The organism is Cupriavidus sp. Met-2 (genome assembly GCF_049843575.1).
Lineage (GTDB): Bacteria > Pseudomonadota > Gammaproteobacteria > Burkholderiales > Burkholderiaceae > Cupriavidus > Cupriavidus metallidurans.
Genome location: NZ_JBBHZL010000010.1, coordinates 108,259 through 134,592 on the forward strand (window position 1 = coordinate 108,259; position 26,334 = coordinate 134,592).

A 26,334-nucleotide genomic window follows, 5' to 3' on the forward strand; every position below is an offset into this window, starting at 1 on the left:
CGGCGCGGCCAAGGTCGAATAGCTGGCCTGAAATCGGCCGCTTCGGGGTGGCTTTCCGCATCCTCCGCAAAGTACGCGGAACGCACCCCGAACAAACCCGCAATTCGCCCTAGAATGCCAAGGCGGGACAATGACCGGGTGATAGAATGCCCGATTCCCTGATTGAACTTTGTGACGGAGAAGTAACGTGTTTATCTCTAACGCTTTTGCCCAGACTGCTGGTATCGGCGGCGGCGCCGGTGGCCTGATGAGCTTTCTGCCGATCATCCTGATGTTCGCGGTGCTGTGGTTCATCATGATCCGCCCGCAGATGAAGCGCCAGAAGGAAACCAAGGCAATGATGGAAGCGCTGGCCAAGAACGACGAAGTCGTGACGGCGGGCGGCATCCTGGGCCGCGTCACCAAGGTCAACGAGAACTACGTGACCCTGGAAGTGGCCGAAGGTACGGAAATCACCGTGCAGAAGAATGCGGTGACCACTGTGCTGCCGAAGGGCTCGCTGAAGTCGCTCTGATCCGGCACGTTTTCCGCCTGAATCAGGCATGGACGTGGCGCACGACGCCTCCGACCATGCCCTGCGCAGCCGCCTGAATCCGCACAGGGGTCCCGTCCGGACCCTCCTACGGATTGCCAGGCGGCTGTTTGCCAACCGGTCCGGCCGATCCGGCGCGCGATGCGCGCGATTATCGACCACGCCAACCGCAATGACTGGCCAACGATGAATCGTTATCCGATTTGGAAATACATCGTGATTCTGGTGGCTCTGGCCATCGGCATCACCTACACCCTGCCGAACTTCTTCGGCGAGGCGCCCGCCGTCCAGGTATCGTCGGCCAAGGCCACGGTCAAGGTCGACCTGTCCATGCAGAAGCATGTCGAGGAGATCCTGGCGCAGAACCAGCTGCAGCCTGACGGGGTGTTCTTCGACGTGTCCGGCCAGTCCGGCTCGGTCAAGGCGCGCTTCCGCACCACTGACGAGCAGCTCAAGGCCAAGGACGTGCTGTCGCGCTCGCTGAACCCCGACGCGAACGATGCGACCTATGTCGTGGCGCTGAACCTGCTGTCCGGTTCGCCGCGCTGGCTGACCGCGCTGCACGCGCTGCCCATGTACCTGGGTCTGGATCTGCGCGGTGGCGTGCACTTCCTGCTACAGGTGGACATGAAGGGCGCCGTCGACAAGAAGCTCGACAGCCTGGCCGGCGATGCGCGCACGCTGCTGCGCGACAAGAACATCCGCCACGGCGGCATTGACCGTGACGGCGAGCGTCTGACCGTGCGCTTCAGCAATGGCGACGACGCGGAACGCGCGCGCGGCATCCTGGCCGACAACCTGCGCGAGCTGGCCTTCACGATGGACGGCACGAACATCGTCGGCACGTTCACGGAAGCCGCCCGCAAGACCGTGCAGGACGGCGCCGTCAAGCAGAACATCACCACCCTGCACAATCGTGTGAACGAACTTGGCGTGGCAGAGCCGGTGATCCAGCAGCAAGGCTCCGACCGCATTGTGGTGCAGCTGCCGGGCGTGCAGGACACCGCCAAGGCCAAGGACATCATCGGCCGTACCGCCACGCTCGAGGCGCGCCTAGCCGATCCGGATGTGCGCAACCCGCGCCCGGGTGACCCCGTGCCGTTCGGCGACGAGCTGTTCACGCAAGGCAACAGCGCCCCGGTGCTGCTGCGCAAGCAGGTGATCTTCACCGGCGACCGTATCGAAAGCGCCTCGGCCGGTTTCGACCAGAACCAGCGCCCGTCCGTCAACATCAAGCTCGACGCCCAAGGCGGCCGCATGCTGCGTGACGTGTCGCGGGAGAACATTGGCAAGCCGATGGGCATCGTCCTGTTCGAGAAGGGCAAGGGCGAAGTGCTGACTGTGGCGACGATCCAGTCCGAGCTTGGCTCGAGCTTCCAGATCACCGGTTCTTACTCGACCGAAGCCGCCAACGACCTGGCCCTGCTGCTGCGCGCCGGCTCGCTGGCCGCCCCGATGGAAATCATCGAGGAACGCACAATCGGCCCGTCGCTGGGCGCGGACAACATCCAGAAGGGCTTTGACTCGGTGGCCTACGGCTTCGCCGCGATCGCCGTCTTCATGGTGCTGTACTACATGCTGTTCGGCGTGTTCTCCGTGATCGCGCTGGGTGTGAACCTGCTGCTGCTGGTGGCGGTGCTGTCGATGCTGCAGGCCACGCTGACGCTGCCTGGCATCGCCGCTATCGCGCTGGTGCTCGGCATGGCCATCGACGCGAACGTGCTGATCAACGAGCGGATCCGCGAGGAACTGCGCGCGGGCGCATCGCCGCAGATGTCGATCGCCATCGGCTTCGAGCGTGCCTGGGCCACGATTCTCGACTCGAACGTGACCACGCTGATCGCTGGCCTGGCGCTGCTGGCCTTTGGCTCGGGCCCGGTGCGCGGCTTTGCCGTGGTGCACTGCCTGGGCATTCTGACCTCGATGTTCTCGGCGGTGTTCTTCAACCGCGGCCTGGTCAACCTTTGGTACGGCCGCAAGAAGAAGCTCCAGGGCCTGGCCATCGGTCAGATCTGGAAGCCGGACACCACCGACACCCCGGTCGCCAAGTAAGCCAGGACACATCAGGAACCCATCATGGAATTTTTCCGCATCAAGCGCGACATTCCGTTCATGAAGCACGCGTTGATCTTCAACGTGGTGTCCTTCCTGACGTTTGCCGCCGCTGTTTTCTTCCTCTGGCACAAGGGCCTGCACCTGTCGATCGAATTCACCGGCGGCACGGTGATGGAGGTCAACTACCAGCAGGCCGTCGATCTCGAGAAGGTCCGTGGCCAGGTCAGCAAGCTCGGCTACTCCGATGTGCAGGTGCAGAATTTCGGCACCTCGCGCGACGTGATGATCCGCCTGCCGCTGCAGAAGGGCCCGGACGGCAAGCAGGTGACCTCCGCGCAGCAGAGCGAGCAGGTCATGGGCGCGCTGACGGCGGCCTCGCCTGACGTCAAGCTGCAACGCGTGGAGTTCGTCGGCCCGCAGGTGGGCAAGGAACTGGCCACGGACGGCCTGCTGGCGCTGCTGTGCGTGGTGGCCGGTATCGTGATCTACCTGTCGTTCCGCTTCGAATGGAAGTTCGCGGTCGCCGGTATCATCGCCAACCTGCACGATGTGGTGATCATCCTGGGCTTCTTCGCCTTCTTCCAGTGGGAGTTCTCGCTCTCGGTGCTGGCGGCGATCCTGGCGGTGCTGGGCTACTCCGTGAACGAATCGGTGGTGATTTTCGACCGGATCCGCGAAGCCTTCCGCAAGTACCGCAAGATGACTACGCATGAAGTCATCGACCACGCGATCACCAGCACGATGTCGCGGACCATCATCACCCACGGCTCGACCGAAATGATGGTGCTGTCGATGTTCTTCTTCGGCGGCCCGACGCTGCACTACTTCGCCCTGGCCCTGACTGTGGGTATTCTGTTCGGTATCTACTCGTCGGTGTTCGTGGCCGCGGCGCTGGCGATGTGGCTCGGCGTGAAGCGCGAAGACCTCGTCAAGGGCGACAAGAAAGGCGGCGACGTAACTGACCGCAACGACCCGAACTTCGGCGCGCAAGCTTGACGCGGCGCTCGGGTTGAACGAAAAAGGCACCTTCGGGTGCCTTTTTCGTTTGGCGAGGAGTCCGGGACTGCCATACCCGTCAGCACCCGTGGCAAAAAGCGCTGTGCGAGGGAACGAACTCGCCCGCAAACCCACCCTTGGCTGAATGACCGTCAAGCCAAATTGGACATTGCGTCAATCACCATTGTGATTGTTCTAATTATTTATGCGGGCAAGAATGTCCGATTAACCACAAGCAGATGATCGCCACGTCACGGCATACGTGAATGGCGGAGGCAGGAGACAAGCCATGCAGCAGACCATTGAACCATCCAAGGACACCGAACTGCCTCTCGACGGCGTGCGCGTGCTTGACCTGTCCCGCGTCTTCGCTGGCCCGCTGTGCGGGCAAGTCCTGGCCGACTTCGGTGCCGAGGTGGTCAAGGTGGAACATCCCGGCCGTGGCGATGACACCCGTGATTGGGGGATGCGCATTGGCAAGACGGAGACGACTTACTACAACAGCATGAACCGCAACAAGCGGTCCATCACGCTGGATCTGCAGAGCAAGGAAGGCGTGCAGATCGTCTACGAACTGCTGCCGAAGTTCGACGTCGTCATCCACAACTTCAAGACGGGCGGCGCCGAGAAGCTGGGCCTGGGCTACGAGCAGCTCAAGGCCATCAAGCCTGACCTCATCTACTGCGCCATTTCTGGATACGACACCAGCGGCCCGGAAGCGAAACGCCCCGGCTACGACCTCGTCATCCAGGGCGAGGCCGGCCTCATGGCGCTCAATGGCGAGGCCGATCAGCCGCCGTTGAAATTCGGCGTTGCGGTCGTCGACCTCATGACCGGCATGTATGCGGCACAAGCCGTACTGGCCGCCCTCTTCCGCCGCGAGCGAAAGGGCCTGGGCCAACTGATCGAGATGGCGCTGTACGACTGCGGCGTGATGGTGACGGGCTACTACGGCCTGGATGCCATGCTGCTGGGGCGCGACCCGGCACGCTACGGGAACGCCCATCCGTCCATCGTGCCCTACGGCATGTTCGAGGCTGCCGATGGTCCACTGATCATCGCGGTGGGAAACAACAACCAGTTCGACAAGTTCTGCCGCCAGGTCATCGAGCGCCCCGATATCGTCGAGGATCCACGCTACGCCACGAACGTCGAGCGCGCGAAGAACCGCGTCACCCTGACACCGCTGATCACGGGTCTGATCCATGCGTTTCCCCGCGACCTTCTGCTGGAACGCATGACCGCTTGCGGTATCCCGTGCGGCAGGGTGGCCGGGCTGCACGAGGCACTGACCAGCGAACGGACTCGCAGGGGTGGGCTGATGCGTGAGATGCCGCATCCGGTGGCAGGCACGACGCATGTATTTGCGCCGCCGTACCGTCTGGACGGAAAGCGCCCGCCGATTCGCAATGCACCGCCGACGCTTGGCGAGGGCACGCGCGCGGTATTGCAGAGTCTTCTGGATATGAGTGACGCGCAACTGCAAGAACTGCAGGCGCTCGGCGTTCTCACACTGCCCGAGGCACCTGCCAACTCCTGAGTCTTCTCCGCCCGCCGGCATGGTCCGCGCAGGACCGCCCGGCGAAGGGGACAGGCATTGGAAGCCGTTTCAAGACGATTGTGGCGTCGTTGCGGGGCCTTGCCAGAGCTGCTTCGCGTCATCGCGAAACAGCGTGTTGGAGAAAGACATTCGATGACCGCGCCGGCTCGCGCGGCATCGATTCAGGCCCCCTCCCCCCGCGTTTGCGGAGAGGGAGCCACTACGCTCACGTACGCTTAGGCTTCCGTCAACTGCTCGATCCACACGGCCAGCCGGTCCTTGGCGAACGACTCAGTCCGCGTTGTCGCGCGTGCCGTGATCGCGTCGCCTTCGCGCTGCAGTTGCAGCGCCCCACCAGCCTCTTCCAGCCACAGCAGCGCCGCCAGCCATGCCGCGTGCTCGTCGGATACAGCATCGGCCACGGGTCTTGCCACGAACTCACCGAGCGCGTCCGGCGCGGCCCACGTGACGACATCGCCGTCGCGGCGTACCGCTGCACCCAGCACTTCCGCCAGCACCGCCGTCGCGTCACCAGCGCCACGACCAGCCAGTCGCGCGCGGAACTCTGCCAGCTTCGTGCCAACCGCATGGCCGTACACGCCGCAGCGCTGGCTTTCCGCGCCGACCAGATCCGCATAGTCCAGACGCTGCCAGTCGGGCTCGGCATTGCGCGCACCCGCCAGCGACGTGCCAGCCAGATAGGTCTCCACCGGCTGGAATCGCCCCGGGCCGATCAGGCTGGCGCAGATCGCGTGGACCATGCCAACGCGCGTGGCCACGGTCTGCTTCTGCAGCACCATGAGCTTTTCACGCACCAGTTGATCACGCTCCCTGCGCAGACCAGACAACTCCAGCGCCTGCTTCATCTCCATGCGCAGCGCGGTAATGTCCCACGGCTTCTTGATGTAGCGATGGATCTGGCCCTGGTTCACGGCCTCGACGGTCTGGTCGAGTTCCGAGTACGCCGTGGTCAGAATCCGTACGATATGCGGATAGCGCTCGCGCGCGTAACGCAGCAACTCGTTGCCATATTCGCCCGGCATGCGTTGGTCGGACACCAGCACGGCCAGGCTGTCGCCATGGGCGTCGAGCAGCGCCTTGCCTTCTTCAACGGATCCCCCGGTCACCACCGGGGCAAGCTGGCCAATGGCGCGCTGGAAATACTTGACGGCCGTGGCCTCGTCATCGACGAACAGAATTGCCGGGGGTGCCTGCGTGGTATTCGGTTCGCTCATCGATCACTCCTGTTCATACGATTCTTCATATTGGGGAAATCGAGGGTTACGGTGGTGCCTGCGCCCGAAGCCGAAGCGATCCGGATGCCGCCACCAAAAGATTGCATGACGCGGTTACAGAAGATCATGCCCATCCCGCTGCCGCCCGCCGAGGCGTGCGTGGTGACGGGGTCGACGAGCAGACGATCCATCACCTCCGGCGGAATGCCGGGCCCGTTGTCCGCGATGCGGATTTCCGGCCGATCTCCAGCCACCACGACAAAGCGCAGCGACGGGTTGTCCACATCGGCCAGCGCGCGCAGCGCATTGCTCATCACCGACGACAGCACCAGCGCCACGCAGTTCGGCAGCGTCGGCACGGGAAAATCGTCGTGCAACTCGACTTGCACCCAGTTACGTTGGTTATCGGCAAACGGATAGCTATCCAGCAGGGATGCCACCAATGCCCCCGCACTGACGTCATTGCCCGGACCCGGCTTCGGCTTGGCACCGCCCGCGCTGCTGCGCACGGACTGCAGGAACGACGACAGCACTGCAAGGCAGTACTGGGCGTTGTCATGCATGGCACCGGCCGCGCGGCCGATCTCGGCATTACGCTGCTGGTTGTACTCGCCAGCCACGCGCGCCTCGATCCCGCGTGCGAAGTTGGCAATCGCCGCCAGCGGCGTATTCAGTTCATGGGCCAGAAAGGCCAGCGTCTCGTCGATCGCCATCAGCCTTTGCTGACGCACCGCGCGTTCGCGATAACGCTCTCCGGCCAGGCGCAGCACCTCGCGCACATCGGTCACGGTGATCGGCTTCTCGAGAATCTTGAAGACTTCGCCGCTATTGACGGTCTCGAGCAGCATGTCCTTGTCGGCATAGGCCGTGACCAGTATCCGCACGATCTGCGGATACTCCAGCGCCACCTGTCGCAGCAGGTCGCCACCATCGCGGCCCGGCATCCGATAGTCGGTGACCAGCACCGAGATCTTCGCTTGATGCTCCTGCAGGATGGCTATCGCCTCATCCGCGCCGGTGGCGGAAAGTACTTCGTGTTCGCTGCCGGCCGCGCGCGCGAAATACTTGCACGCCATCTCCTCGTCATCGACGTAGAGAATGGTCGCGCGCGGCTGGCTCGTATCGGTCGTCACGGCTTACTCCGCACGCGGCAGGTCGAAGCTGAAGGCGGCCCACTGGCCCACTTCGCTCTCGGCATACAGCACGCCGCCATGACGTTCGATCACGGCGTAGCTGATCGACAGGCCAAGACCCAGGCCCTGGCCCACTTCCCGCGTGGTGAAGAACGGCTCGAACACGCGGGCGAGATGCTCCTGCGCGATGCCAGGACCGTTGTCGCGCACGGTCACGCGCAGGCGTTTGTCCTCCCACCGCACCGTCGTATGGATCGCCGGATTCTGCGTACCCGCCTTGCGCATCGCCAGCGCGGCGTTCGAGAACAGGTTGATCAGCACGCCGATGATCGCGGCCTCGTCGCCAAGGACGAGGGTGTCGTCTGGCATCTCGCGCGTCATCTTGACCCCACGCAGTTCGTGCGCAGTCAGCCGTTGCGACGAATCAAGTGCCTTCTCGAACAGGAACGGGGTGCCTTCCACCTCGGCGCCCGGCTTGCGGTAGGCGAATGTCTTGAGGTCGGAGACGATATGCTGGATGCGCTGCATACCCTGTTTGGCATCGACCAGACACTCCTGGATGCCCGGTTCGGACTTCGCGGCCGGTTCCTCCATGGCCACTTCGATCGCCATCAGGCAGAAGTTGACCGGATTGTTCACCTCGTGCAGCAGGCCCGCCGCCAACGTGCCGATGGCCGCCATCTTCTCCTGCTGAAGCATCTGGCCCTTGATGTCGACCAGCTTGCGATTGATGACCTCGAGCTCCGCGTTCTTGTCCGCCACCTCGGCCTTCAAGCGGAACAGCATGAAGCGCGCGCGTTCATTGAAGAACGTGTACACGCCACTCGCTGCCGCGGCAAACAGCAGGAACAGCGAATTGACGATGAACGTCCCCACGGGCTCGATGCCGCCCGGGTGCAGCAGGCACGCGGCGGCATAAAGCACATACGACAGGACGCCGAACACCAGGTTTTGCCACAGCCCAAACGGCAAGGCGATGCCCGAGGCGAAGATCGCGAGATTCAGCCCGACGTAGTACGGCGATTCGACGCCTTCGGTCTGCGAGATCATCCAGGCGATCATGATCTGCGGCAGCAGCAGCCACGTCATGGTGAGCCACGGCGCGAAGCGGCGGCCAGCCTGGCTGTAGAGCGCGACCACCACGCCTGCGATCAGCAGCGAAACGACGATGCGCGCCGCAGCGAATGGCACTTGCCACTGCGGATACTGGCCGTAGTCGAGCCCAACCCCGAGCAGCACCAGCACGATAGCCGTGTACGCGCCGCCCCGGCTGAATGCCAGGCGGAAATCGGCCAGTTCGGACTGGTATCCGGCGTATAGCTGGTTCGAACTCATCGCCTTCGCCGGTTGGGCGGCCGAATCCTCAACGGATAGCGGCTTCGGCGAAGACATTGACGCCGGTTTCATCGACATAGAGTCGGTGGGCATGCGAGTTCTCCGGCAACAGCGAGGCCATACCGGCCTCGTCGCGATAGATCAGGTACCACTCCAGCAGATGCTCCATCCCGAACTTCTCGGGGTTGTCGGAGTGGACGTTGGTAACGAGCAGATGACCGCCCGGCCTCGTGCGCGAGGCGAAGTACGACAGCAGGCGCGAGCAGACCTTGTCGGAGAGATAGTCGAACAGACCGGCGCAATACACGGCGTCGAATTCGCGCACGCTCGGGTCGTCCGCGGTGATGCGACGCTTGAGCAGGTCGTGCACGGACTGGTGCACCATCTCGACCGATACCTTGTGCCCGGCCGACGCGGCGGACCGTTCGATCGAACCCCGCGTGTACTCGAGCGTCTCCGCGCTGAAGTCCACGAGCTGGAACGACAGCAGCTCCGGATTCGCATACTCCCGTACGAAGCGCTGGATCTCGAACGCGGGGCCGCAGCCGACGTTGAGCACGCGGAACGGGCGGCCCTCGGCACGTGCGCGTTCGGCCTGGCGCGTCAGGAAATCGACCAGCAGGTCGATCCGGTTGCGGTGCGCAGTGGCCACGGCCGCCTTCAGGAACGCCGTGTTGACGATCTGGAAGTAAGTGGTGGGCCCCTGCTGCGGATCACTGAGGATCTGGTTCACCATTTCATAGTCGCCGGCATAACCGAGCGGCTTGGTGAACGTACGATAGACGAACGGCGCGCGCAGCAGCAGCGGGTGCAGCGCGGCCTGCGCATAGGTGCGGTGGACCGGCGCCAGTTCGGGATCGACGCGTTGCGCCTCGTCCTCGAGCCAGTCCAGATAGACCTTCACCTTGCCCATCAGCGGCGTGGCCAGTTCGTAGAACACGTCCTCGCGCAGGCGTCCTTCCCGCTTCGGCAGCGACTCGGTCAGGTCCACCTGCTCGACCCATCGGGAGACTTCCGAGAGATACGCGCGCATCTCGTTGACCACGATCTGGTAGTCGCGCCGGATATTGAAACGTGTGTCCCAATCCTGCACGAACAGCTCGGCCTCGCGCGCCACCGATTTGGGCGCATCGTTGACGTCGGTGAGCTCGCGCCACTCGTCGATCAGCGTCAGGGACACCACCGCGGTCAGGCCGGTATTCACCAGACTCATGACCACGGCCTTGCCCAGGTACGCATTTTTCGCGCCCATGCGCACGCTCAGTTCGCTCAATACCTCGCTGACCTGAACGATGGAATAAGGATTGTAGATTTCCATCACCAGCGACTTGCGCTGGAGATTGATGATCGTGCCTCGCACCTGCTCGCCCTGCGAGTTGCGGAAGCTAACTACCGGATCGATTTGGGTTTTGGAGTACACGGTATCGCGCCAGGGGAAATCCGAAAAACGCTGCGCACCGTGGCGCCAATGGGCACCGGCCGGGTACAGCTCAGGCAAGGGGCCTTGCGGCGGACAACCAACTCAGGGAATGCAGCCAATGCTCATAGCGATGCGCGTGACCTGTTGCGGGGACGGGCTCGATCGGCGCAGGCCGATGCGAACGCCGTCCCGGGGGTGGGACTGCGGCGAACCATTGTACTGTGGCTGCCCGAAACCGTACAACTGTGCACCTGCGGTATTTGAGTAGGGTATGCAATCCCCAAAAAAAATGAGCCAGCACATGGCTGGCTCATTCAGATGGGGCCGGAAATGTCCCCTTGTACGTTCATCGCTACTGCAGCAGGCTCAGTCCGCCTTGACGGCTTCCACCTGGATGGCAAGCTTCACGTCCTGCTTGAAGCCGTACTTGACGCCGTAGTCGATGCCGAAATCGGCGCGGTTGATCTGGGCCACGGCATCGGCGCCGCAGGCTTCACGCTTGAGCATCGGGTGCTGCATGCACTTGAACTCGCGAATTTCCAGCTTGACCGGCTTCGACACGCCGTGCAGCGTCAGCACGCCGTCGACTTCGGTCGGGACATCGCCCTTGAACTTGGAGAACTTGCCCTTGTACGTGGCTTCCGGGAAGGCCTGCACGTCGAACATTTCGGGGCCCTTTGCGTGCTCGTTGAGCTTGCCGTTACCGAAATCGATCGACGACGCGTCGATCTTGATATCCACGGAGCCCGTCTTGCCGGCACGGTCCAGTGTCACGACGCCCGACGACTTCTCGAACTTGCCGCGCCACGTCGACAGACCGCCCATGTGGTCAGCCTCGAAGCTCGGGTAGGTGTGGGTCGGATCGATGTTGTACGTCGACGCATTGGCCAGTGCGGTACCGGCGGCGAGCGTGGCGGAAGCAGCCGCGACAGCGGCGAAAAGGGTGCGCATCTTCATATAAGGTCTCCCGTCTGGGGGTTGGATAGGAAGGTCTGATAAAACCGGCAAAAGGATGACTTCAGGTGAACCGGGCGGTCCGGGGACCGCTGTCGCCTCACCCCTTCTTGACCGGGGTAACGATACGGAACTTGATCTGCACGTCGTCGGCGACCACGGAAGTGTCCTTCCATTCGCCGTCGCCGATGTTGAACACTGTGCGCTTGATCGGCAGCACGCCTTCGAAGACCTGGCCGCCGGCGTCCTGCTTGTACGAGGCCGGCACCACCACGTCCACGGTCTTGCCCTTGATGGTCAGCTTGCCGGCAACGTCATACTTGCCCGCAGCGCCAGCCTTGATGCTGGTGGACTGGAAAACGGCTTTCGGAAATTTCGCAGCGTCGAACCATTCGCGACCCTTGACCTCCTTGGTCGTTTCCGCGTCGCCGATCTCGAAGCTCGACACGTCGATCTCGACCTTGGCCGCCGACGTTGCCAGCTTGGCGGGATCGAAGTCGACCGTGGCGTCGAACTTCTTGAACTTGCCCTCCATCGGCACGCCGATCTGGCGAGCGGTTGCGGTGACCGAGCTCTTGGCGGTGTCGATCTGGGCCCAGCCGATATTGGCGGCCAGCCCGGCGGTGACCAGTGCGGCCGACACGAGCATCACGCCAGGGCGAGACATGCGTTTCATCTTTGACTCCAGTGCGAATAGATGGATCAAGCGGTTAGCGCAGGAACGGGATCATGCGTCCGAGCGTGCCATCGCGGTCGATCACCTGGTGCTTGATCGCGGCGGCTGCGTGGACGACGACGATCGCCGCCATCAGGTAATTCAGCCAGATATGGGCAAACTTCAGGATCGGCTTGAGCGTGTCGCTGGCCTCGATCAGCGGCGGCAGCTTCCACAGGCCCAGGTACACCACGGGCACGCCCGCCGAGGAGCTGTAGAGATAGCCCGTAATCGGCACGATCAGGATCAGCAGGTACAGCAAATGATGCGCGCCAGCGGCAGCCTTGGCCTGCCAGGCCGGCGTGCCGGGCGCCACGGGCGGCGCGGCATGGGTGGCGCGCCAGATCACGCGCAGCACGGCCACGATGAAGATCGTCACGCCGATCCACTTGTGCCACGAGAACAACTTCAGCTTGGTCGGCGTCAGGCCGGGAATCCCGGTCATATAGAGGCCCAGGCCGAACGCTGCGAAGATGCCGAAGGCGATCAGCCAGTGCAGACCGATGGCGGTGGCCGTGTATCCGGCGGGCCGGCCGGCCGGAATGGAGCCTTTGGAACTCATGTCTATCAATCCCTTCGTTGATGCATTCGTTGTGCGCGCGACGTGAATGTTGCAGATCCGGCCAGTCCCGTCGCAGCGAATCCTCGCATTATTGGGGCCCGCCCATTAGCTGGGAATGGCCGAACTTCATTAAGTTGTTCAAATCATTTGAAGCGACCAGATGTCGCACCCGCCGCAATGCCGGTGATCGTAACCCGCCATCCGGGTCACATGTGGCGGCAATTGGCCGCACGGCGGTAATTTCTGCCTCAACCCTGGCGACCGGCAACAACAAAAAGGGCTGGCACCAGGCCAGCCCTTTTGTTTCCTGACGCGTCTCGAGCGTCAGATGCGATTCGCCAGTTCCACCGCGCGGCCGATGTAGCTGGCGGGCGTCATCGCCAGCAGCAGCGCCTTGGCATCGTCGGGAATCGCCAGACCCTGCACGAAGGTCTGGAGCGCCTCGCGCGAGATGCCCTTGCCGCGGGTCAGCTCCTTCAATTGCTCGTACGGATTGGGCACGCCAAAGCGGCGCATCACGGTCTGCACCGGCTCCGCCAGCACTTCCCAGCAGTTGTCGAGGTCTTCGTTGAGGCGTTCGGGATTGGTTTCCAGCTTGCCCAGGCCACGCAGGCAGGCCTCGTAAGCCAGCAGGCTGTAACCAAACGCCACACCCATGTTGCGCAGCACGGTCGAATCGGTCAGGTCACGCTGCCAGCGGGACACAGGCAGCTTCTCGGACAGGTGGCGCAGCACGGCGTTGGCCAGGCCGACATTGCCCTCCGAGTTTTCGAAGTCGATCGGGTTGACCTTGTGCGGCATGGTCGACGAGCCGATCTCGCCAGCCTTGGTCTTCTGCTTGAAGTAGCCCACCGAGATATAGCCCCAGACGTCGCGGTTCAGGTCCAGCAGGATCGTGTTGGCGCGGGCGACGGCATCGAACAGCTCGGCCATGTAGTCGTGCGGTTCGATCTGGATCGTGTACGGGTTGAACGTCAGGCCCAGGCGCGTCTCGATCACCTGCTTCGAGAACGACTCCCAGTCGAACGTCGGATAGGCGGACAGGTGCGCGTTGTAGTTACCCACGGCGCCGTTCATCTTGCCGAGCAGTTCCACGCGTTCCACACGCTCGATGGCGCGGGCCAGACGCGCGGCCACGTTGGCCATTTCCTTGCCGAGCGTGGTCGGGCTGGCCGGCTGGCCGTGCGTACGCGACAGCATCGGCTGGGCGGCGTTCAGCTTCGCCAGTTCGACCAGACGCGCATGCACGCGCTTGAGCGCCGGCACGATCACGCCGTCGCGGGCGCCCTTGAGCATCATGCCGTGCGACGTGTTGTTGATGTCTTCCGACGTGCAGGCGAAGTGAATGAACTCGCTGGCGGCCTCGAGCTCCGCGTTGCCCTTGACCTGCTCCTTGAGCCAGTACTCGACGGCCTTCACGTCGTGGTTCGTGACGGCCTCGATTTCCTTGATCCGGGCGGCGTCGGCCTCGGTGAAATTCTCCACCAGCGAGAGCAGCTTTGCCTCCGATGCGGCCGAGAACTTCGGCACGTCCGGCAGGCCGGCCTGGGCCAGCGCGATCAGCCAGTTGACCTCCACCTTGACGCGGTTGCGCATGAAGGCCGCCTCGGACAGCCACTCGCGCAATGCATCGGCTTTGGCGGCATAGCGGCCATCGATGGGAGACAGGGCGGTAAGCGGCGAAAGGGAAGACGTGGACATGCTGGCAACCAGAAGTAAGGGAGGTATGGGCGCGTTCCGCACATGGCGGGTGCGGGGGCGAGGCACGTGCGAAGCGATCAATGCGCCGCACGGCGCGATTTGTGCGATCACCGGGCAACGTTGGTGTGCACGGGGCCGCGGAAAGCGTAACGCGCGATTTTATCATCGGACCATGGCGCTGTGCTGCACGCCATGACCAATGTCCCGCCATCCGTGCGCCAGGCCGCATTGGTGGCGCATCCGGCGCCCGGCGCGGGTATACTCGCGCTCGCTCATCCATTAGCCTGTTATGAAGTGCATCGGGCAAGCGGCCCGTCTGCCAGCGTGGAAATCCGCCTGCCAAGGAGCGCCGATGCACTTCATAACAAGCTCAAGGGGAGAACATGAAGCTGTATGCGTCCCAAACCAGTCCGTACGCGCGGAAAGTGCGCGTGGTGCTGGCGGAGAAGAAAATTGACTACGAGATGATCGAGGAGAACGTCTGGTCGCCAGACACCACGATCGGTCGGTTCAATCCGCTCGGCAAAGTGCCCTGCCTGGTCATGGAAGACGGCGGCGCGGTCTTCGATTCGCGCGTGATCGCCGAGTATGCCGACACGCTCTCGCCAGTCAGCCGCCTGATTCCGCAGGGCAGCCGTGAGAGGCTGGAAGTCCGCTGCTGGGAAGCCCTGGCCGATGGCCTGCTGGACGCCGCACTGCTGGCGCGCCTGGAGGTCACGCAGCGCAAGGAAAGCGAACGCAGCGAAAGCTGGGTGCAGCGCCAGCGCAGCAAGATCGACGCCGCGCTGACGGCGATGTCGACCGGCCTGGCCGACAAGACCTGGTGCACCGGCACCCACTACACGCTGGCCGACGTGGCCGTTGGCTGCGCGCTGGCCTACCTGGACTTCCGTTTCCCGGACATCGCATGGCGCGACCGCCATCCGAATCTGGTGGCGTTCCAGGAGAAGATCGAAAAGCGCCAGTCGTTTATCGACACCGAGCCGCCGCGAGGCTGATCGCCCTCACACGGCTGTTTGCATGTGATCTTGCACGGCGCTTCACACCAAGTGTGAAGCGCCGTGTTGCATTCCGGTGCCGCCCAATCTGCCGGCACCCTTCCCGCCTTACTGGATAATGCCGCCACCCAGGCAGACATCCCCGTCATACAGCACGGCCGACTGCCCCGGCGTCACCGCCCACTGCGGCTCCGCGAACGACAGCTTCAACGCATCGCCTTCGGCTGCCACCACTGTGCAAGGGGCATCGCTCTGCCGATACCGCGTCTTGGCGGCCATCGTGGCACCCGCCGCTGGCGGCTCGCCGGCCACCCACGACAGATCCGCAGCGTTCAGTTCCGACGTCAGCAGCCACGGATGGTCGTGGCCCTGCACCACGTAGAGCGTGTTGCTGGCCATGTCCTTGCGCGCCACGTACCAGGCATCGCCACTGCCATCACGGCTGCCGCCCAGCCCGATGCCCTTGCGCTGGCCCAGCGTGTAGAACGCCAGGCCGATGTGTTCGCCCACCACCTTGCCTTCGGGTGTCTTCATCGGGCCCGGTTGGGTCGGCAGATAGCGGTTCAGGAAGTCGCGGAACGGACGTTCACCGATAAAGCAGATACCGGTGGAGTCCTTCTTCTTCGCGTTCGGCAGGCCGATTTCCGCGGCGATTTCGCGCACGCGTGTCTTCGGGATCTCGCCTAGCGGGAACAGCGTGCGCGAGAGCTGTGCCTGGTTCAGGCGGTGCAGGAAGTAGCTCTGGTCCTTGGTGTGATCGAACGCCTTGAGCAATTCGAACTTGCCGTTGGCCGCCTGTCGCACGCGCGCGTAGTGGCCCGTGGCAATCGTATCGGCGCCCAGCGACATCGCGTGATCGAGGAAGGCCTTGAACTTGATCTCGGCGTTGCACAGCACGTCCGGATTCGGCGTGCGGCCGGCAGAGTATTCGCGCAGGAAATCGGCGAACACGCGGTCCTTGTACTCGGCGGCGAAGTTGACGGCTTCCACGTCCACGCCGATCACGTCGGCCACGGACGCCACGTCGAGCCAGTCCTGGCGCGTCGAGCAGTATTCGCTGTCGTCATCGTCTTCCCAGTTCTTCATGAACAAGCCGATGACTTCATAACCCTGCTGCTTCAGCAACCATGCGGTGACCGACGAATCGACGCCACCGGACAAGCCCACCACCACTCGCTTGCCGCTCATGATGCCGCTCCTGCCTGCGCCGGCGGATTCGTCGGTGCGGCGGTGTCGCCCGGCGCGATCGACGCGGCCACGGTGCTCGGATGCGTATGGATCATGTCGAGCGCGAAGCGCTTGCCGGCCAGGTAGTCGTCGACGCAAGCCATCAGCAGCGGCGAGCGATGGCGCTCGGGGCAGCCGCGCAGTTCCTCGGCGGTCATCCACACGGTACGGACGATGCCGGTATCCAGCTGGCGCCCGGCGTCGAGTGTGCCGATATCGCCGGTAAAGGCGAAGCGGATATAGGTGGTGTCGCCCTGGTCGCGCGACGAACGGCCGCGGCTCGTGTAGACGCCCAGCAGCGCGCGCGGTTCGAACGAATGCGCGGTTTCCTCGAGCGTTTCGCGCACGACGGCGCGAATCAGGCTCTCGCCCGCTTCCAGATGGCCGGCGGGCTGGTTCAGACGCAGACCATCCGCGGTTTCCTCTTCCACCAGCAGGAAGCGGCCACCCCGTTCGATAACGGCGGCTACAGTGACGCTGGCATTCCAATCACGTGACATGGTGCACATTTTTTAAGCAATCCGGCATTTTACCGGTTGCCGTGCGAACGTGCATCGCGCGATGGTTCTTTCGGGCCACCTCGGCCCAGGCGTCTGCCAGTTTCCCCCGCCGGTCAGCGCCCGCTCAGGCGGCTTCCCGTGCGACGACAGGCGGCAGCAGCGCAATCGCCGCGTCGAGCCTCGCCACAAGTGACTTCGACGCCGGCATCAGCGGTCGACGTACCTCCGGACGCGCCAGACCACACAGCGCCAGCGCCGCCTTCACCGGGGCTGGGTTGGGCTCGTCGAACAGCATTCCGATCAGCGGCGACAGTTGCCGGAACAGCGCGCGCGCCGCTTCCTCGCGCCCTGTGCGCGCAAGTTGAATCAGCCGCACGAACAGATCGGGCCGGATATGGGCCGAGGCCGGCACGATTCCCGCGCCACCGCGCAGCAGATGGTCGAGCATGGCAGCGTCATCGCCGCAGAACACGTCAAGGCGATCCTGCCCTGCCAGCGCGCGCATTCCCGCCGCATCGCACTCCTTGAGCGCCACGATCTGCGGATGCGCGGCCAAACGCCACGTGAGGTCAGGCGAGATCGTGCAGCCCGTGCGCTTCGGCACGTTGTACAACATCAGCGGTCTGGCCGTATGACTGGCGACGCTGCGCATATGCCACGCGATCCCTTCATCGGACACGCGCAAGTAGTACGGTGGCGGCACGAGATAGCCAGCAAGATCAAGCCGTTCGAGCCGACGCACCTGCTCGCAGACCGCATGGGTTGCCACGCCGCCAACCCCGGCGATCACGGGCACGGTGCCTTGCACGGCCTCGAGGGTGGCGGCGGCGACCTGAAGGCGCTCCACGTCGGTCAGCAGGCCACCCTCCCCGGTCGTGCCGAGCACGATCAAACCGTCGACGCCAGCATCCGCGTAGTGCGCGGCAAGCCGTTGCACGCCGTCGAAATCCACCTGGCCGTGATGCAGCGGCGTGACCATCGGCAGCCATAGCCCATCGACGATGCGCGGGCGAGCGAACTCAATGCGTGGCATGGTCGTCTCCGAGCATCGTCGTCACGCCAAACTCGGCGGCGGGCAGCGCGGCCATGATGGCGTGCATGGCTGCCTCGCGGTCTTCGCGCTCCACCTCCACGTGCAGTGTGGTCTCGCCGTGGCGATGATCCACCTCCACCACATAGACGCGCGCAAGATTGCCGATAGCACGATGCAATGTCTGGCGCAGCATGAAGACCTGCGCCGATGACACGGCAAGCCGCAGGCGAATCCACTGCACGTTCGAAGCGATCCGGCGTCGGGGCACCGACGCATAGGCCACGGCGAGATTCGAAGACTGTCGCATGTCGCGATGATCCGCGTCTGGCGGACCGTCTGTTGAACATGACATCCATGCTAGGGATAGCGATCTCAATTTGGCGCAGCATTCCGCGAGCGGGTCATCAACATCGCGTAAAGATGATGGGCTCAAAACGTCTTGGTGATCGACGCCCACGCCGCTGCCTTGCCGAGATATCGCCCACGATTGGCGCTGGTGTAGAACGACGCCTTCGCGTTGGTATCCACATAGGCCACCGCCAGCGAGAAGCCCTTGCCCAGGTCCTTGGTCAGGCCGAGTTTCCAGTCCGTGTACGACGCATCGCTGTGATGGGCCACGCCCTGGTAGCCCACGTGCGCATTGAACGTGAGACCCCAGACGTTCAGCGGCACATTCGCCGACAGGTCGACGTAGTAACTGTTCTTGCTGTCATCAATACCGAACAGATTGGTCACCGCATGCGAGTACTTCAGGAACACCGGGCCATAGCCGATGCCTGCGTACACCTCCGTGGTGTACGGGCGCGTAGTGGTGTACCCACCTGGGTAGTAGTACTCCAGCACGCCAACGTCGTAGTTGAACTCGAGGTCCGACAGCTTGAACGTGTTCCTGAAGCCACCATAGAAATCCATTTCCACGGGCGATGACACCGACGAATCGGCGTCCTCAAGCCAGCTGATGCTCGAGTTCCAGTTGCCGACGTAAAAGCCGCTGGCGTGGGAATAGTCGAATCCGCCCTGGATGGCCGGGCGCAGATTGGTCTGGCTGATGCCGCGATAGCGGTAGTCGGACACCAGCGACACATTGGCCGTGAACGTATGGGGAGTGGAAGGTTCGGCCACGGGCGCAGAGGCTTCCTGCGCAAAGGCCGGCGAAAACGGCATGGCGAACAGCACGGCAGCGGCCAAGCCCGCCGGCGCCGAAGTAAGCAGACGTGTTGCGATCATGAGGAATCAGTTGTGCGTTTGGAGAGACGCCTCGAAAGAGACGTGAACGCCACGATACGCAGCCGCGCGTCAAATCGGCATCAAGAATGGGCAGGCCACTGAAGCAAATCCATCAAGGTGAATTGCGAAGCAATCGCCGCTCGATGAAAGAAGTCATTTCATGAGGCGCAAGAATGAGTCTCTGTGACGCCACAAATCCCCGACCGGCCAGTCACCACCGAATGTAAGTTTCGGGTAAGCTGCGCAAAAAATGGTGCGCCGCACGCGGTACACCAAGGGCGAGGACGTCTGCCCGACCAATCAGATACGACGCCATCAAAAGGAGAAATGGACGATGCATATCGGCATCCCGCTCGAGACGCGGGCAGGTGAGGCGCGAGTCGCCGCCACCCCGGAGACCGTCAAGAAGTACGTTGCGCAGGGCCATCAGGTAACGGTGCAAGCCGGCGCCGGTATCCGCGCCAGTATTCCCGACGCAGCGTTCGAAGCGGCAGGCGCGCGCATCGGCTCCGCGGCCGATGCGCTCGGCGCGGAACTCCTGCTGAAGGTCCGCGCGCCGGACGATGCCGAACGTGCCCAGATCAAGCCGGGTGCCGTGCTGGTCGGCATGCTCAATCCCTTCGATATCGAAAACAACGCGCGCATGGCCAGCGCCGCGATCACGGCGTTCGCGCTTGAAGCCGCGCCGCGTACCACGCGTGCGCAGAGCATGGACGTGCTGTCCTCGCAGGCCAACATCGCCGGCTACAAGGCCGTGCTGGAGGCCGCGCACCACTACCAGCGCTTCATGCCGATGCTGATGACGGCAGCGGGCACGGTCAAGGCTGCGCGCGTGCTGATCCTCGGCGCTGGCGTGGCGGGCCTGCAGGCTATCGCCACGGCCAAGCGACTGGGCGCCGTGATCGAAGCCTCCGATGTGCGCCCCGCCGTGAAGGAGCAGATCGAATCGCTCGGCGCGAAATTCCTCGACGTGCCGTTCCTGACTGACGAAGAACGCGAGATCGCGCAAGGCGTGGGCGGCTATGCCCGTCCGATGCCCGCCGACTGGATGCGGCGCCAGGCCGAACTGGTGCACCAGCGCGCCACGCAGGCCGACATCGTCATCACCACCGCGCTGATCCCGGGCCGCCGCGCGCCGGTGCTGCTGCAGGAAGAGACTGTCAAGCAGATGAAGCCCGGCTCGGTCGTCGTCGACCTCGCCGCAGCACAGGGCGGCAACTGCCCGCTGACCGTCGCCGACGAAGTGGTCGAGCGCCACGGCGTCACCCTGATCGGTCACACGAACCTCGCCGGCATGGTTGCCGCCGATGCGTCCGCGCTGTACGCGCGCAACGTGCTGGACTTCCTCAAGCTGATCATCGACAAGGATGCCCGCTATACGCTGAATCTCGAGGACGACATCGTCGCCGCCTGCCTGATGTGCAAGGACGGGCAGGTCATCCGCGAGGCAGCCTGATCCGACACCGGCGCCAGGCCATCACGCCCTGGCGCCCGTCCGCCGATGACCTTGCAGCGGCGCGGGGAGCCACCCGCACTGCAACCCGCCATCGGCGGACCCAGATCTCGCAGCCTCGATCCGACGCAACGCGAAGCGAAGCGCATCAGCAAGTATTCAAAAGCAACGGAGGAGAAGTCGATGGAGATGGTTAACCACACGGTGATCAACCTGATCATCTTTGTGCTGGCGATCTACGTGGGATACCACGTGGTCTGGACGGTGACGCCCGCGCTGCACACCCCGCTCATGGCCGTGACCAATGCGATCTCGGCCATCATCATCGTCGGCGCCATGCTGGCGGCCGGCCTCACCGAAGGCGGCGTAGGCCGCGTCATGGGCACGGTGGCCGTGGCACTGGCCGCGGTGAACGTGTTCGGTGGCTTCCTGGTGACCCAGCGCATGCTGGAGATGTTCAAGAAGAAGGAACCGAAGGCGAAGGCTGACAACAAGGGAGGTGCGTGATGGAAGCCATCAGCATGAACCTTGTGACGCTGCTGTACCTGGTGGCATCGGTCTGCTTCATCCAGGCGCTGAAAGGCCTCTCTCACCCGGCATCGGCCCGCAAGGGCAATGCGTTCGGCATGATCGGCATGGCCATCGCCGTGGTGACCACGCTGGCGCTGATCGTCAAGATCAAGCACGAGTTCCTGGCGGTAGGCGCGGCGCAGTCGTCGGTTGGTACGGGTCTGGCACTGATCTTCGGCGCGCTGGTGGTCGGCGGCGGCATCGGCGCCTATGTGGCGAAGAAGGTCGAAATGACCAAGATGCCCGAGCTGGTGGCCGCGATGCACTCGCTGATCGGTCTGGCCGCCGTGTTCATCGCCGTGGCCGCCGTGGCGGAGCCCGCCGCGTTCGGCATCACGCCGGCTGGCTCGCACCTGATCCCGCTCGGCAACCGCATCGAACTGTTCATCGGCTGCTTCGTCGGTGCGATTACGTTCTCCGGTTCGGTGATCGCATTCGGCAAGCTGTCTGGCCGCTACAAGTTCCGGCTGTTCCAGGGCGCGCCGGTGGTGTTCCCGGGCCAGCACTGGCTGAACCTGCTGCTGGCCATCGGCATGATCGGCTTCGGCGTGATCTTCTTCCTGTCGCAGTCGTGGCTGCCGTTCCTGATCATGCTGGCCATCGCGTTCGTGCTCGGTGTGCTGATCATCATTCCGATCGGCGGCGCCGACATGCCCGTGGTGGTGTCGATGCTGAACTCGTACTCGGGCTGGGCAGCGGCCGGCATCGGCTTCTCGCTGAACAACCCGATGCTGATCATCGCGGGCTCGCTGGTGGGCTCATCCGGCGCGATCCTCTCGTACATCATGTGCAAGGCGATGAACCGCTCGTTCTTCAACGTGATCCTGGGCGGCTTCGGCGCGGATGCATCGGCCGGCGCAACGGCGGGCGCGCAGGCGCAGCGCAATGTGAAGTCCGGATCGGCGGATGACGCGGCCTTCGTGATGAGCAATGCGGAAACCGTGATCATCGTGCCCGGCTACGGCCTGGCTGTGGCCCGTGCCCAGCATGCGCTTAAAGAATTGACCGAGAAGCTGACCGAGCACGGCGTGACGGTGAAGTATGCGATCCACCCCGTGGCGGGCCGAATGCCAGGTCACATGAACGTGCTGCTGGCCGAAGCCGAGGTGCCGTACGACCAGGTCTTCGAGATGGAGGACATCAACAGCGAGTTTGGCCAGGCCGACGTGGTGCTGGTGCTGGGGGCCAACGACGTGGTCAATCCGGCCGCCAAGACCGACCCGAAATCGCCGATCGCCGGAATGCCGATCCTGGAGGCGTACAAGGCCAAGACGATCATTGTGAACAAGCGTTCGATGGCAGCCGGCTACGCGGGTCTGGACAACGAACTGTTCTACATGGACAAGACGATGATGGTGTTCGGCGACGCCAAGAAGGTGGTCGAGGACATGTTCAAGGCGGTCGACTAATCTGCCGTTAAGCTTCCGAGCTGCGGCAGGTCCGCGAAGTGAATAAAACAACGCGCAGACCTGAAATCAACGAAATCGAACGAGTGCGGCCGGCAACCAACGCCGGCCGTTTCGTTTTCCGGATTTCGATTCCTGCGCGCGGGTTCGGCGCTATACTCGCCTAGCCCCGGCCTCCCACGCAGACCATCCACCGCCGATGGCAGATTTGATCGCACCATGACATTCAGTTCGCATGACAGGAATCTGTCGGTCTTCCATCACCCCGTGCTGACGGTGCTGGTGGACGACAGCAAATCGTTCATCGACAGCCTGGCGTTCCAGATGGATGCGTCCCGCGCGGTGGTCAGCTTCACCGACCCGCGCGAGGCACTCGCATGGATTCGAGAAGCGTATGCCACACGGCACCCGGCGTTCCTGCCGGTGCACGTCACCCATGATGACCTGACTTTCCTGTCCGAGCGCCGCACGGTGCAGCTCGACGTCGATCGCATTCATCGCCAGATTCACGATGTGAAGCGCTTCCTGCAGCCCGGCGTGATCGTTGTCGACTACTCGATGCCCCAGATGGACGGTCTCGAGTTCTGCCAGGCACTGGAAGGCCTGCCCTGCAAGACCATCCTGCTGACCGGCACGGCCGACGAAAGCATCGCTGTGCAGGGCTTCAACCACGGATTGATCGACCGCTACGTAAAGAAGCACGATCCGAATATGGTGGCGCGGCTCAACGAGGAAATCGACGCGCTGCAGCAGCAGTACTTCGCTTCGATCTCGCGCACGCTGCGCGACCTGCTGACCCGCCATTCGTACTCGTTCCTGTCCGACCCGGCGATGGCCGACCGCGTGCGCCAGACGGCCGCACGCTATGGCTTTGTCGAGTACTACCTGTATCCGAATCCGGTGGGCATGCTGCTGCTGACCGCCCAGGGTCATGCCACGCTGATGGTGATCGAAACGCGCGCGGGGCTGATGAGCCAGGTGGAGTCTGCAGAGGCCTACGAGGCGCCGGCCGCGCTGATCGAAGGCCTGCGCGAGGGCCGCATCGTGCCGTTCTTCTGGCCCGGCAACGGCATGTACACGCCGGCCTGCGTGGACTGGGAACAGTACTGCCTGCCCGCCGAGCGTTGCGAAGGTCACGAAGAGTACTTCTACGCGCTGTTCGACCTGCCCCGCCACATGCTGCAGGAACCCGTGGTCAGCCTGCAGAGCTTTCTGGCGGAATTCACGCGGAATCCGGAATTGATGACGGGGCGGAACAAGCGCGACTGATTCGACAACATTGGAAGCACCAATTGTTGTCGCCCCTCCCCCACACGCGGGAGAGAGGCGTAGAGCCATCGCTCAATCCTTCTTCTGTTCCCGATTCCCGCCCCGCACCATATCGAACCGGAACAACCTGCACTCGATATTGCCGTTGTAGAGCGGCGTGCGGCGCGATTCTTTCAGGCGTAGTCGCTTCGGCATCGTCAGATCGCCAGTGAATACCCACGCCTGCCAGCCCGAGAAACTCTGTTTCAGCGTCGTCGCAAACGCCGCGGCGAACTGGTTGGCGGCGGCTTCCTCTGCCTCGTCGCGCGGCGCGTCCTCCATGGCGCCCCGGCGATCGCCACGCACGGCAATCCGTTCGCCGTAGGGCGGGTTCATCAGCATCAGTCCTGCATCGGCAAAAGGCGGTTGGACGAAGCGCGCATCCACCTGCTTCAGTTGCACATCGCCCGGCAGGCCGGCGCGTTGCCAGTTGGCCTGGGTCATCGACAGCATGTCCGTGGAAATATCCGACCCGGCGATCTTCAGATTCGTGGCGCGGCCGGCAGCTTGCTCACGCGCGCGCTGTGCATCGGCACGCAGCGCCTGCCATGCCTTGGTGTCGCAGCCCTTCAGCCACTCGAACGCAAATGTGCGAGCGGCGCCCGGCGCGAGGCCCAGCGCCACCTGCGCGGCCTCGACGAGGAACGTGCCGCTGCCGCACATCGGGTCGAAGAACGGACGATCGGTCTGACCCGCCGTCCAGCCGGCCAGACGCAGAATGCCGGCGGCCAGGTTCTCCTTGAGCGGCGCCTCGCCCTTTTCCATACGCCAGCCGCGCTTGAACAGCGGCTCGCCGGTGGTGTCGAGATAGACGGTGCAATCGGTTTCGGTCAGGTGCGCGTAGATGCGGACATCCGGGCTCACCGTATCGACGCTGGGACGCGCGCCCAGCCGCTCGCGCATTGCGTCGCAGACGCCGTCCTTGACGCGCAGTGCCGTGAAATTCAGGCTGCGCAGCGGCGACTTGTGCGCCGTGACGTCGACACGCAGCGTCTCGTCTGGCGAGAACCACTGTTCCCAGCGCTGCTGGCGCACCAGCGAGTAGATGTCGTCCTCGTGCCGGTAGCCACGCTGCGCCACGCGCAGCAGCACACGGCTGGCGATGCGCGAGTGGAGGTTGACGGCATAGGCGGCCGCCATCTCCCCCGAGAACGTCACACCGCCCGGCACCTCCCGATGCACTTCGAACGGCGCGGCGGCCACCACGGCCGGATACCGCGCGATTTCGCGTAGTTCCTCGGCAAGGGCGGGTTCCAGGCCGCGCGGGCAAGGAACAAAGAAAGCTTGGGTCATGGCGTGAAAATCCTGCAAACAAAAACGTCCGCCATGGCGGACGGAAGGTATCGGTGACCGTCCCCCGATCAGCCCGCTGCGAGCGCGCGGTCGAGGAAATCGAGTCGGTCCTGGCCCCAGTATGGCTGGCCGTCAAAAACGAACCACGGCGCGCCGAACACGTTGGCGGAGATAGCGTCCTGGGTGTTCTGCGCATATGCGGCCTGCACCGCCTGCCCCTCGCTGGCCTTGAGCAGGCTCGCGCCGTCGAGACCGCATTCCTCGGCGATCAGCGAAAGCGTGGCGGCATCGGCGATATTGCGCTGCTCGGCCCACACCGCGCGCGAGATCGCGCCGGTCAGTTCCAGCGCGCGCGCTGTGCCGTTGGCCAGTTGGGCGGCGATGATCAGGCGTGCCGCGGTATCACCTGAAACCGGGAAGAACGTTGGGTGCAAGTTGAGCGGGATGCCAAGGAACTTGCTCCAGCGTTCCAGTTCGACCAGCCGGTAAGCCTGACGCTGTGGCGGGCGCTGCGCCAGTGGCAGGCCGCCCGACACCGCGAAAACCTTGCCGATATCGCAGGGCTTCAGCAGCACCTGGGCCTTGTGACGGTTGGCAATCTCGACAAAGCGCGCGTGTCCCAGATAGACAAACGGGGAAGGCGGCGCCAGAAAATACTCGACCTGCTTGCTCATCACGACCTCACGGTAGAACGGATTGGAACGTCAGCTTAAAACGGCTTTACGACAACCAGGATGACAACCGCCAGCAATACCAGCACCGGCAGTTCGTTGAACCAGCGGTAGAAGGTGTGCGAGCGCGTGTTGGCGCCGCGTTCGAATTTGCGCAGGAGCACGCCGCAACCGTGGTGGTAGCCGATCAGCACCAGCACCAGCGCCAGCTTGGCATGCATCCACCCCTGCCCCGCGCCACGGCCGATGCCATAGCCCAGGAACAGCCAGAGGCCGAATACGACAGCCGGAACGGCCAGCATCGTCATGAAGCGGAACAGCTTGCGCGCCATCAGCAGCAGGCGTTTCACGCTGGCCGCATCGGTCTCCATCGCCAGATTGACGAAAATGCGCGGCAGGTAGAACAACCCCGCGAACCACGAAGTCACGAACAGGATATGGAACGCCTTGACCCAGAGCATGTGCTGATC

General features: G+C 63.6%; 25 protein-coding genes. 9 read left to right on the forward strand and 16 right to left on the reverse strand.

Annotated features, from left to right (window positions below):
• The first annotated feature begins 187 nt into the window (after positions 1–187).
• The 4 genes from yajC (at position 188) to WD006_RS20760 (ending at position 5,123) form a co-directional block, all read left to right on the forward strand.
• Positions 188–514 carry a preprotein translocase subunit YajC gene (gene yajC / locus WD006_RS20745; RefSeq protein ID WP_011517484.1) on the forward strand — a complete coding sequence of 109 codons (327 nt, stop codon included), beginning with the start codon at positions 188–190 and terminating at the stop codon, positions 512–514.
• Positions 515–718: 204 nt separating this feature from the next.
• A complete protein-coding gene (gene secD, locus WD006_RS20750; protein ID WP_024569086.1) occupies positions 719–2,584 on the forward strand; it encodes a protein translocase subunit SecD in 1,866 nt (621 codons plus the stop codon).
• A 24-nt stretch (positions 2,585–2,608) separates the two neighbouring features.
• Positions 2,609–3,583 carry a protein translocase subunit SecF gene (gene secF / locus WD006_RS20755; RefSeq protein ID WP_011517487.1) on the forward strand — a complete coding sequence of 325 codons (975 nt, stop codon included), beginning with the start codon at positions 2,609–2,611 and terminating at the stop codon, positions 3,581–3,583.
• Positions 3,584–3,872: 289 nt separating this feature from the next.
• A complete protein-coding gene (locus WD006_RS20760; RefSeq protein ID WP_011517488.1) occupies positions 3,873–5,123 on the forward strand; it encodes a CaiB/BaiF CoA transferase family protein in 1,251 nt (416 codons plus the stop codon).
• A 236-nt stretch (positions 5,124–5,359) separates the two neighbouring features.
• Here the strand turns inward: WD006_RS20760 and WD006_RS20765 are convergent, their stop codons facing one another.
• The 8 genes from WD006_RS20765 to purB form a co-directional block, all read right to left on the reverse strand.
• Positions 5,360–6,358 carry a response regulator gene (locus WD006_RS20765; protein WP_011517489.1) on the reverse strand — a complete coding sequence of 333 codons (999 nt, stop codon included), beginning with the start codon at positions 6,356–6,358 and terminating at the stop codon, positions 5,360–5,362.
• Positions 6,355–7,491, reverse strand: coding sequence for a hybrid sensor histidine kinase/response regulator (locus WD006_RS20770; RefSeq protein WP_011517490.1), 1,137 nt, complete (start codon positions 7,489–7,491; stop codon positions 6,355–6,357). Before WD006_RS20770 ends, WD006_RS20765 begins: the two co-directional genes overlap by 4 nt.
• Before the next feature lie 3 nt (positions 7,492–7,494).
• Positions 7,495–8,826 (reverse strand): sensor histidine kinase, encoded by a 1,332-nt coding sequence (locus WD006_RS20775; protein ID WP_060784877.1) that lies wholly within the window; start codon positions 8,824–8,826, stop codon positions 7,495–7,497.
• Positions 8,827–8,854: 28 nt separating this feature from the next.
• Positions 8,855–10,246 (reverse strand): class I SAM-dependent methyltransferase, encoded by a 1,392-nt coding sequence (locus tag WD006_RS20780; protein ID WP_008641906.1) that lies wholly within the window; start codon positions 10,244–10,246, stop codon positions 8,855–8,857.
• A gap of 366 nt (positions 10,247–10,612) precedes the next feature.
• Positions 10,613–11,203, reverse strand: a complete 591-nt coding sequence (locus WD006_RS20785) for a YceI family protein (protein ID WP_011517493.1) — start codon at positions 11,201–11,203, stop codon at positions 10,613–10,615.
• Positions 11,204–11,300: 97 nt separating this feature from the next.
• Positions 11,301–11,876, reverse strand: coding sequence for a YceI family protein (locus WD006_RS20790; protein ID WP_008641904.1), 576 nt, complete (start codon positions 11,874–11,876; stop codon positions 11,301–11,303).
• A 34-nt stretch (positions 11,877–11,910) separates the two neighbouring features.
• The gene (locus WD006_RS20795; RefSeq protein ID WP_011517494.1) at positions 11,911–12,477 is read right to left on the reverse strand and encodes a cytochrome b; all 567 of its coding nucleotides are present in this window, start codon (positions 12,475–12,477) and stop codon (positions 11,911–11,913) included.
• Positions 12,478–12,801: 324 nt separating this feature from the next.
• Positions 12,802–14,178, reverse strand: a complete 1,377-nt coding sequence (gene purB / locus WD006_RS20800; RefSeq protein WP_008641901.1) for an adenylosuccinate lyase — start codon at positions 14,176–14,178, stop codon at positions 12,802–12,804.
• Positions 14,179–14,561: 383 nt separating this feature from the next.
• Between purB and WD006_RS20805 the strand changes: the two genes are divergently transcribed.
• On the forward strand, positions 14,562–15,176 hold the full coding sequence (locus WD006_RS20805) for a glutathione S-transferase (protein WP_011517495.1): 615 nt from the start codon (positions 14,562–14,564) through the stop codon (positions 15,174–15,176).
• A 108-nt stretch (positions 15,177–15,284) separates the two neighbouring features.
• Here WD006_RS20805 and mnmA read toward each other — a convergent pair whose 3' ends face one another.
• From mnmA to WD006_RS20830, 5 genes are all read right to left on the reverse strand, one after another.
• On the reverse strand, positions 15,285–16,364 hold the full coding sequence (gene mnmA, locus WD006_RS20810; RefSeq protein WP_060784828.1) for a tRNA 2-thiouridine(34) synthase MnmA: 1,080 nt from the start codon (positions 16,362–16,364) through the stop codon (positions 15,285–15,287).
• Positions 16,361–16,912 carry an NUDIX hydrolase gene (locus tag WD006_RS20815; RefSeq protein ID WP_008641895.1) on the reverse strand — a complete coding sequence of 184 codons (552 nt, stop codon included), beginning with the start codon at positions 16,910–16,912 and terminating at the stop codon, positions 16,361–16,363. The genes mnmA and WD006_RS20815 overlap by 4 nt, the downstream gene beginning before the upstream one ends.
• 115 nt (positions 16,913–17,027) lie before the next feature.
• Positions 17,028–17,936, reverse strand: a complete 909-nt coding sequence (gene dapA, locus WD006_RS20820) for a 4-hydroxy-tetrahydrodipicolinate synthase (protein WP_060784827.1) — start codon at positions 17,934–17,936, stop codon at positions 17,028–17,030.
• Complete coding sequence (locus WD006_RS20825; protein WP_011517497.1) at positions 17,923–18,243, reverse strand: hypothetical protein; 321 nt, start codon at positions 18,241–18,243, stop codon at positions 17,923–17,925. The genes dapA and WD006_RS20825 overlap by 14 nt, the downstream gene beginning before the upstream one ends.
• Before the next feature lie 122 nt (positions 18,244–18,365).
• Positions 18,366–19,163, reverse strand: coding sequence for a TorF family putative porin (locus WD006_RS20830; protein WP_060784826.1), 798 nt, complete (start codon positions 19,161–19,163; stop codon positions 18,366–18,368).
• Positions 19,164–19,497: 334 nt separating this feature from the next.
• Between WD006_RS20830 and WD006_RS20835 the strand changes: the two genes are divergently transcribed.
• From WD006_RS20835 to WD006_RS20850, 4 genes are all read left to right on the forward strand, one after another.
• Positions 19,498–20,619: a Re/Si-specific NAD(P)(+) transhydrogenase subunit alpha gene (locus tag WD006_RS20835; protein ID WP_029307168.1), complete on the forward strand. Its 1,122-nt coding sequence runs from the start codon at positions 19,498–19,500 to the stop codon at positions 20,617–20,619.
• 180 nt (positions 20,620–20,799) lie between these two features.
• Positions 20,800–21,123 (forward strand): NAD(P) transhydrogenase subunit alpha, encoded by a 324-nt coding sequence (locus WD006_RS20840; RefSeq protein ID WP_008641884.1) that lies wholly within the window; start codon positions 20,800–20,802, stop codon positions 21,121–21,123.
• Positions 21,123–22,595: an NAD(P)(+) transhydrogenase (Re/Si-specific) subunit beta gene (locus WD006_RS20845; RefSeq protein ID WP_017513121.1), complete on the forward strand. Its 1,473-nt coding sequence runs from the start codon at positions 21,123–21,125 to the stop codon at positions 22,593–22,595. Before WD006_RS20840 ends, WD006_RS20845 begins: the two co-directional genes overlap by 1 nt.
• A gap of 216 nt (positions 22,596–22,811) precedes the next feature.
• On the forward strand, positions 22,812–23,861 hold the full coding sequence (locus WD006_RS20850) for a response regulator (protein WP_011517502.1): 1,050 nt from the start codon (positions 22,812–22,814) through the stop codon (positions 23,859–23,861).
• A gap of 72 nt (positions 23,862–23,933) precedes the next feature.
• Here WD006_RS20850 and WD006_RS20855 read toward each other — a convergent pair whose 3' ends face one another.
• The 3 genes from WD006_RS20855 to WD006_RS20865 form a co-directional block, all read right to left on the reverse strand.
• Complete coding sequence (locus WD006_RS20855; RefSeq protein ID WP_060784825.1) at positions 23,934–25,193, reverse strand: THUMP domain-containing class I SAM-dependent RNA methyltransferase; 1,260 nt, start codon at positions 25,191–25,193, stop codon at positions 23,934–23,936.
• 68 nt (positions 25,194–25,261) lie between these two features.
• Positions 25,262–25,867, reverse strand: coding sequence for a 2-hydroxychromene-2-carboxylate isomerase (locus tag WD006_RS20860; RefSeq protein WP_060784824.1), 606 nt, complete (start codon positions 25,865–25,867; stop codon positions 25,262–25,264).
• A gap of 35 nt (positions 25,868–25,902) precedes the next feature.
• On the reverse strand, positions 25,903–26,325 hold the full coding sequence (locus WD006_RS20865) for a CopD family protein (RefSeq protein ID WP_011517505.1): 423 nt from the start codon (positions 26,323–26,325) through the stop codon (positions 25,903–25,905).
• Positions 26,326–26,334: the final 9 nt, after the last annotated feature.

Coding starts and splice junctions, on each gene's coding strand:
- secD (WP_024569086.1), top strand. CDS start 719: ATGAATCGTTATCCGATTTGGAAATACATCGTGATTCTGGTGGCTCTG.
- secF (WP_011517487.1), top strand. CDS start 2,609: ATGGAATTTTTCCGCATCAAGCGCGACATTCCGTTCATGAAGCACGCG.
- WD006_RS20760 (WP_011517488.1), top strand. CDS start 3,873: ATGCAGCAGACCATTGAACCATCCAAGGACACCGAACTGCCTCTCGAC.
- WD006_RS20765 (WP_011517489.1), bottom strand. CDS start 6,358: ATGAGCGAACCGAATACCACGCAGGCACCCCCGGCAATTCTGTTCGTC.
- WD006_RS20775 (WP_060784877.1), bottom strand. CDS start 8,826: ATGAGTTCGAACCAGCTATACGCCGGATACCAGTCCGAACTGGCCGAT.
- WD006_RS20785 (WP_011517493.1), bottom strand. CDS start 11,203: ATGAAGATGCGCACCCTTTTCGCCGCTGTCGCGGCTGCTTCCGCCACG.
- WD006_RS20790 (WP_008641904.1), bottom strand. CDS start 11,876: ATGAAACGCATGTCTCGCCCTGGCGTGATGCTCGTGTCGGCCGCACTG.
- WD006_RS20795 (WP_011517494.1), bottom strand. CDS start 12,477: ATGAGTTCCAAAGGCTCCATTCCGGCCGGCCGGCCCGCCGGATACACG.
- purB (WP_008641901.1), bottom strand. CDS start 14,178: ATGTCCACGTCTTCCCTTTCGCCGCTTACCGCCCTGTCTCCCATCGAT.
- WD006_RS20805 (WP_011517495.1), top strand. CDS start 14,562: ATGAAGCTGTATGCGTCCCAAACCAGTCCGTACGCGCGGAAAGTGCGC.
- mnmA (WP_060784828.1), bottom strand. CDS start 16,364: ATGAGCGGCAAGCGAGTGGTGGTGGGCTTGTCCGGTGGCGTCGATTCG.
- WD006_RS20815 (WP_008641895.1), bottom strand. CDS start 16,912: ATGTGCACCATGTCACGTGATTGGAATGCCAGCGTCACTGTAGCCGCC.
- dapA (WP_060784827.1), bottom strand. CDS start 17,936: ATGCCACGCATTGAGTTCGCTCGCCCGCGCATCGTCGATGGGCTATGG.
- WD006_RS20825 (WP_011517497.1), bottom strand. CDS start 18,243: ATGCGACAGTCTTCGAATCTCGCCGTGGCCTATGCGTCGGTGCCCCGA.
- WD006_RS20830 (WP_060784826.1), bottom strand. CDS start 19,163: ATGATCGCAACACGTCTGCTTACTTCGGCGCCGGCGGGCTTGGCCGCT.
- WD006_RS20835 (WP_029307168.1), top strand. CDS start 19,498: ATGCATATCGGCATCCCGCTCGAGACGCGGGCAGGTGAGGCGCGAGTC.
- WD006_RS20840 (WP_008641884.1), top strand. CDS start 20,800: ATGGAGATGGTTAACCACACGGTGATCAACCTGATCATCTTTGTGCTG.
- WD006_RS20845 (WP_017513121.1), top strand. CDS start 21,123: ATGGAAGCCATCAGCATGAACCTTGTGACGCTGCTGTACCTGGTGGCA.
- WD006_RS20850 (WP_011517502.1), top strand. CDS start 22,812: ATGACATTCAGTTCGCATGACAGGAATCTGTCGGTCTTCCATCACCCC.
- WD006_RS20855 (WP_060784825.1), bottom strand. CDS start 25,193: ATGACCCAAGCTTTCTTTGTTCCTTGCCCGCGCGGCCTGGAACCCGCC.
- WD006_RS20860 (WP_060784824.1), bottom strand. CDS start 25,867: ATGAGCAAGCAGGTCGAGTATTTTCTGGCGCCGCCTTCCCCGTTTGTC.
- WD006_RS20865 (WP_011517505.1), bottom strand. CDS start 26,325: ATGCTCTGGGTCAAGGCGTTCCATATCCTGTTCGTGACTTCGTGGTTC.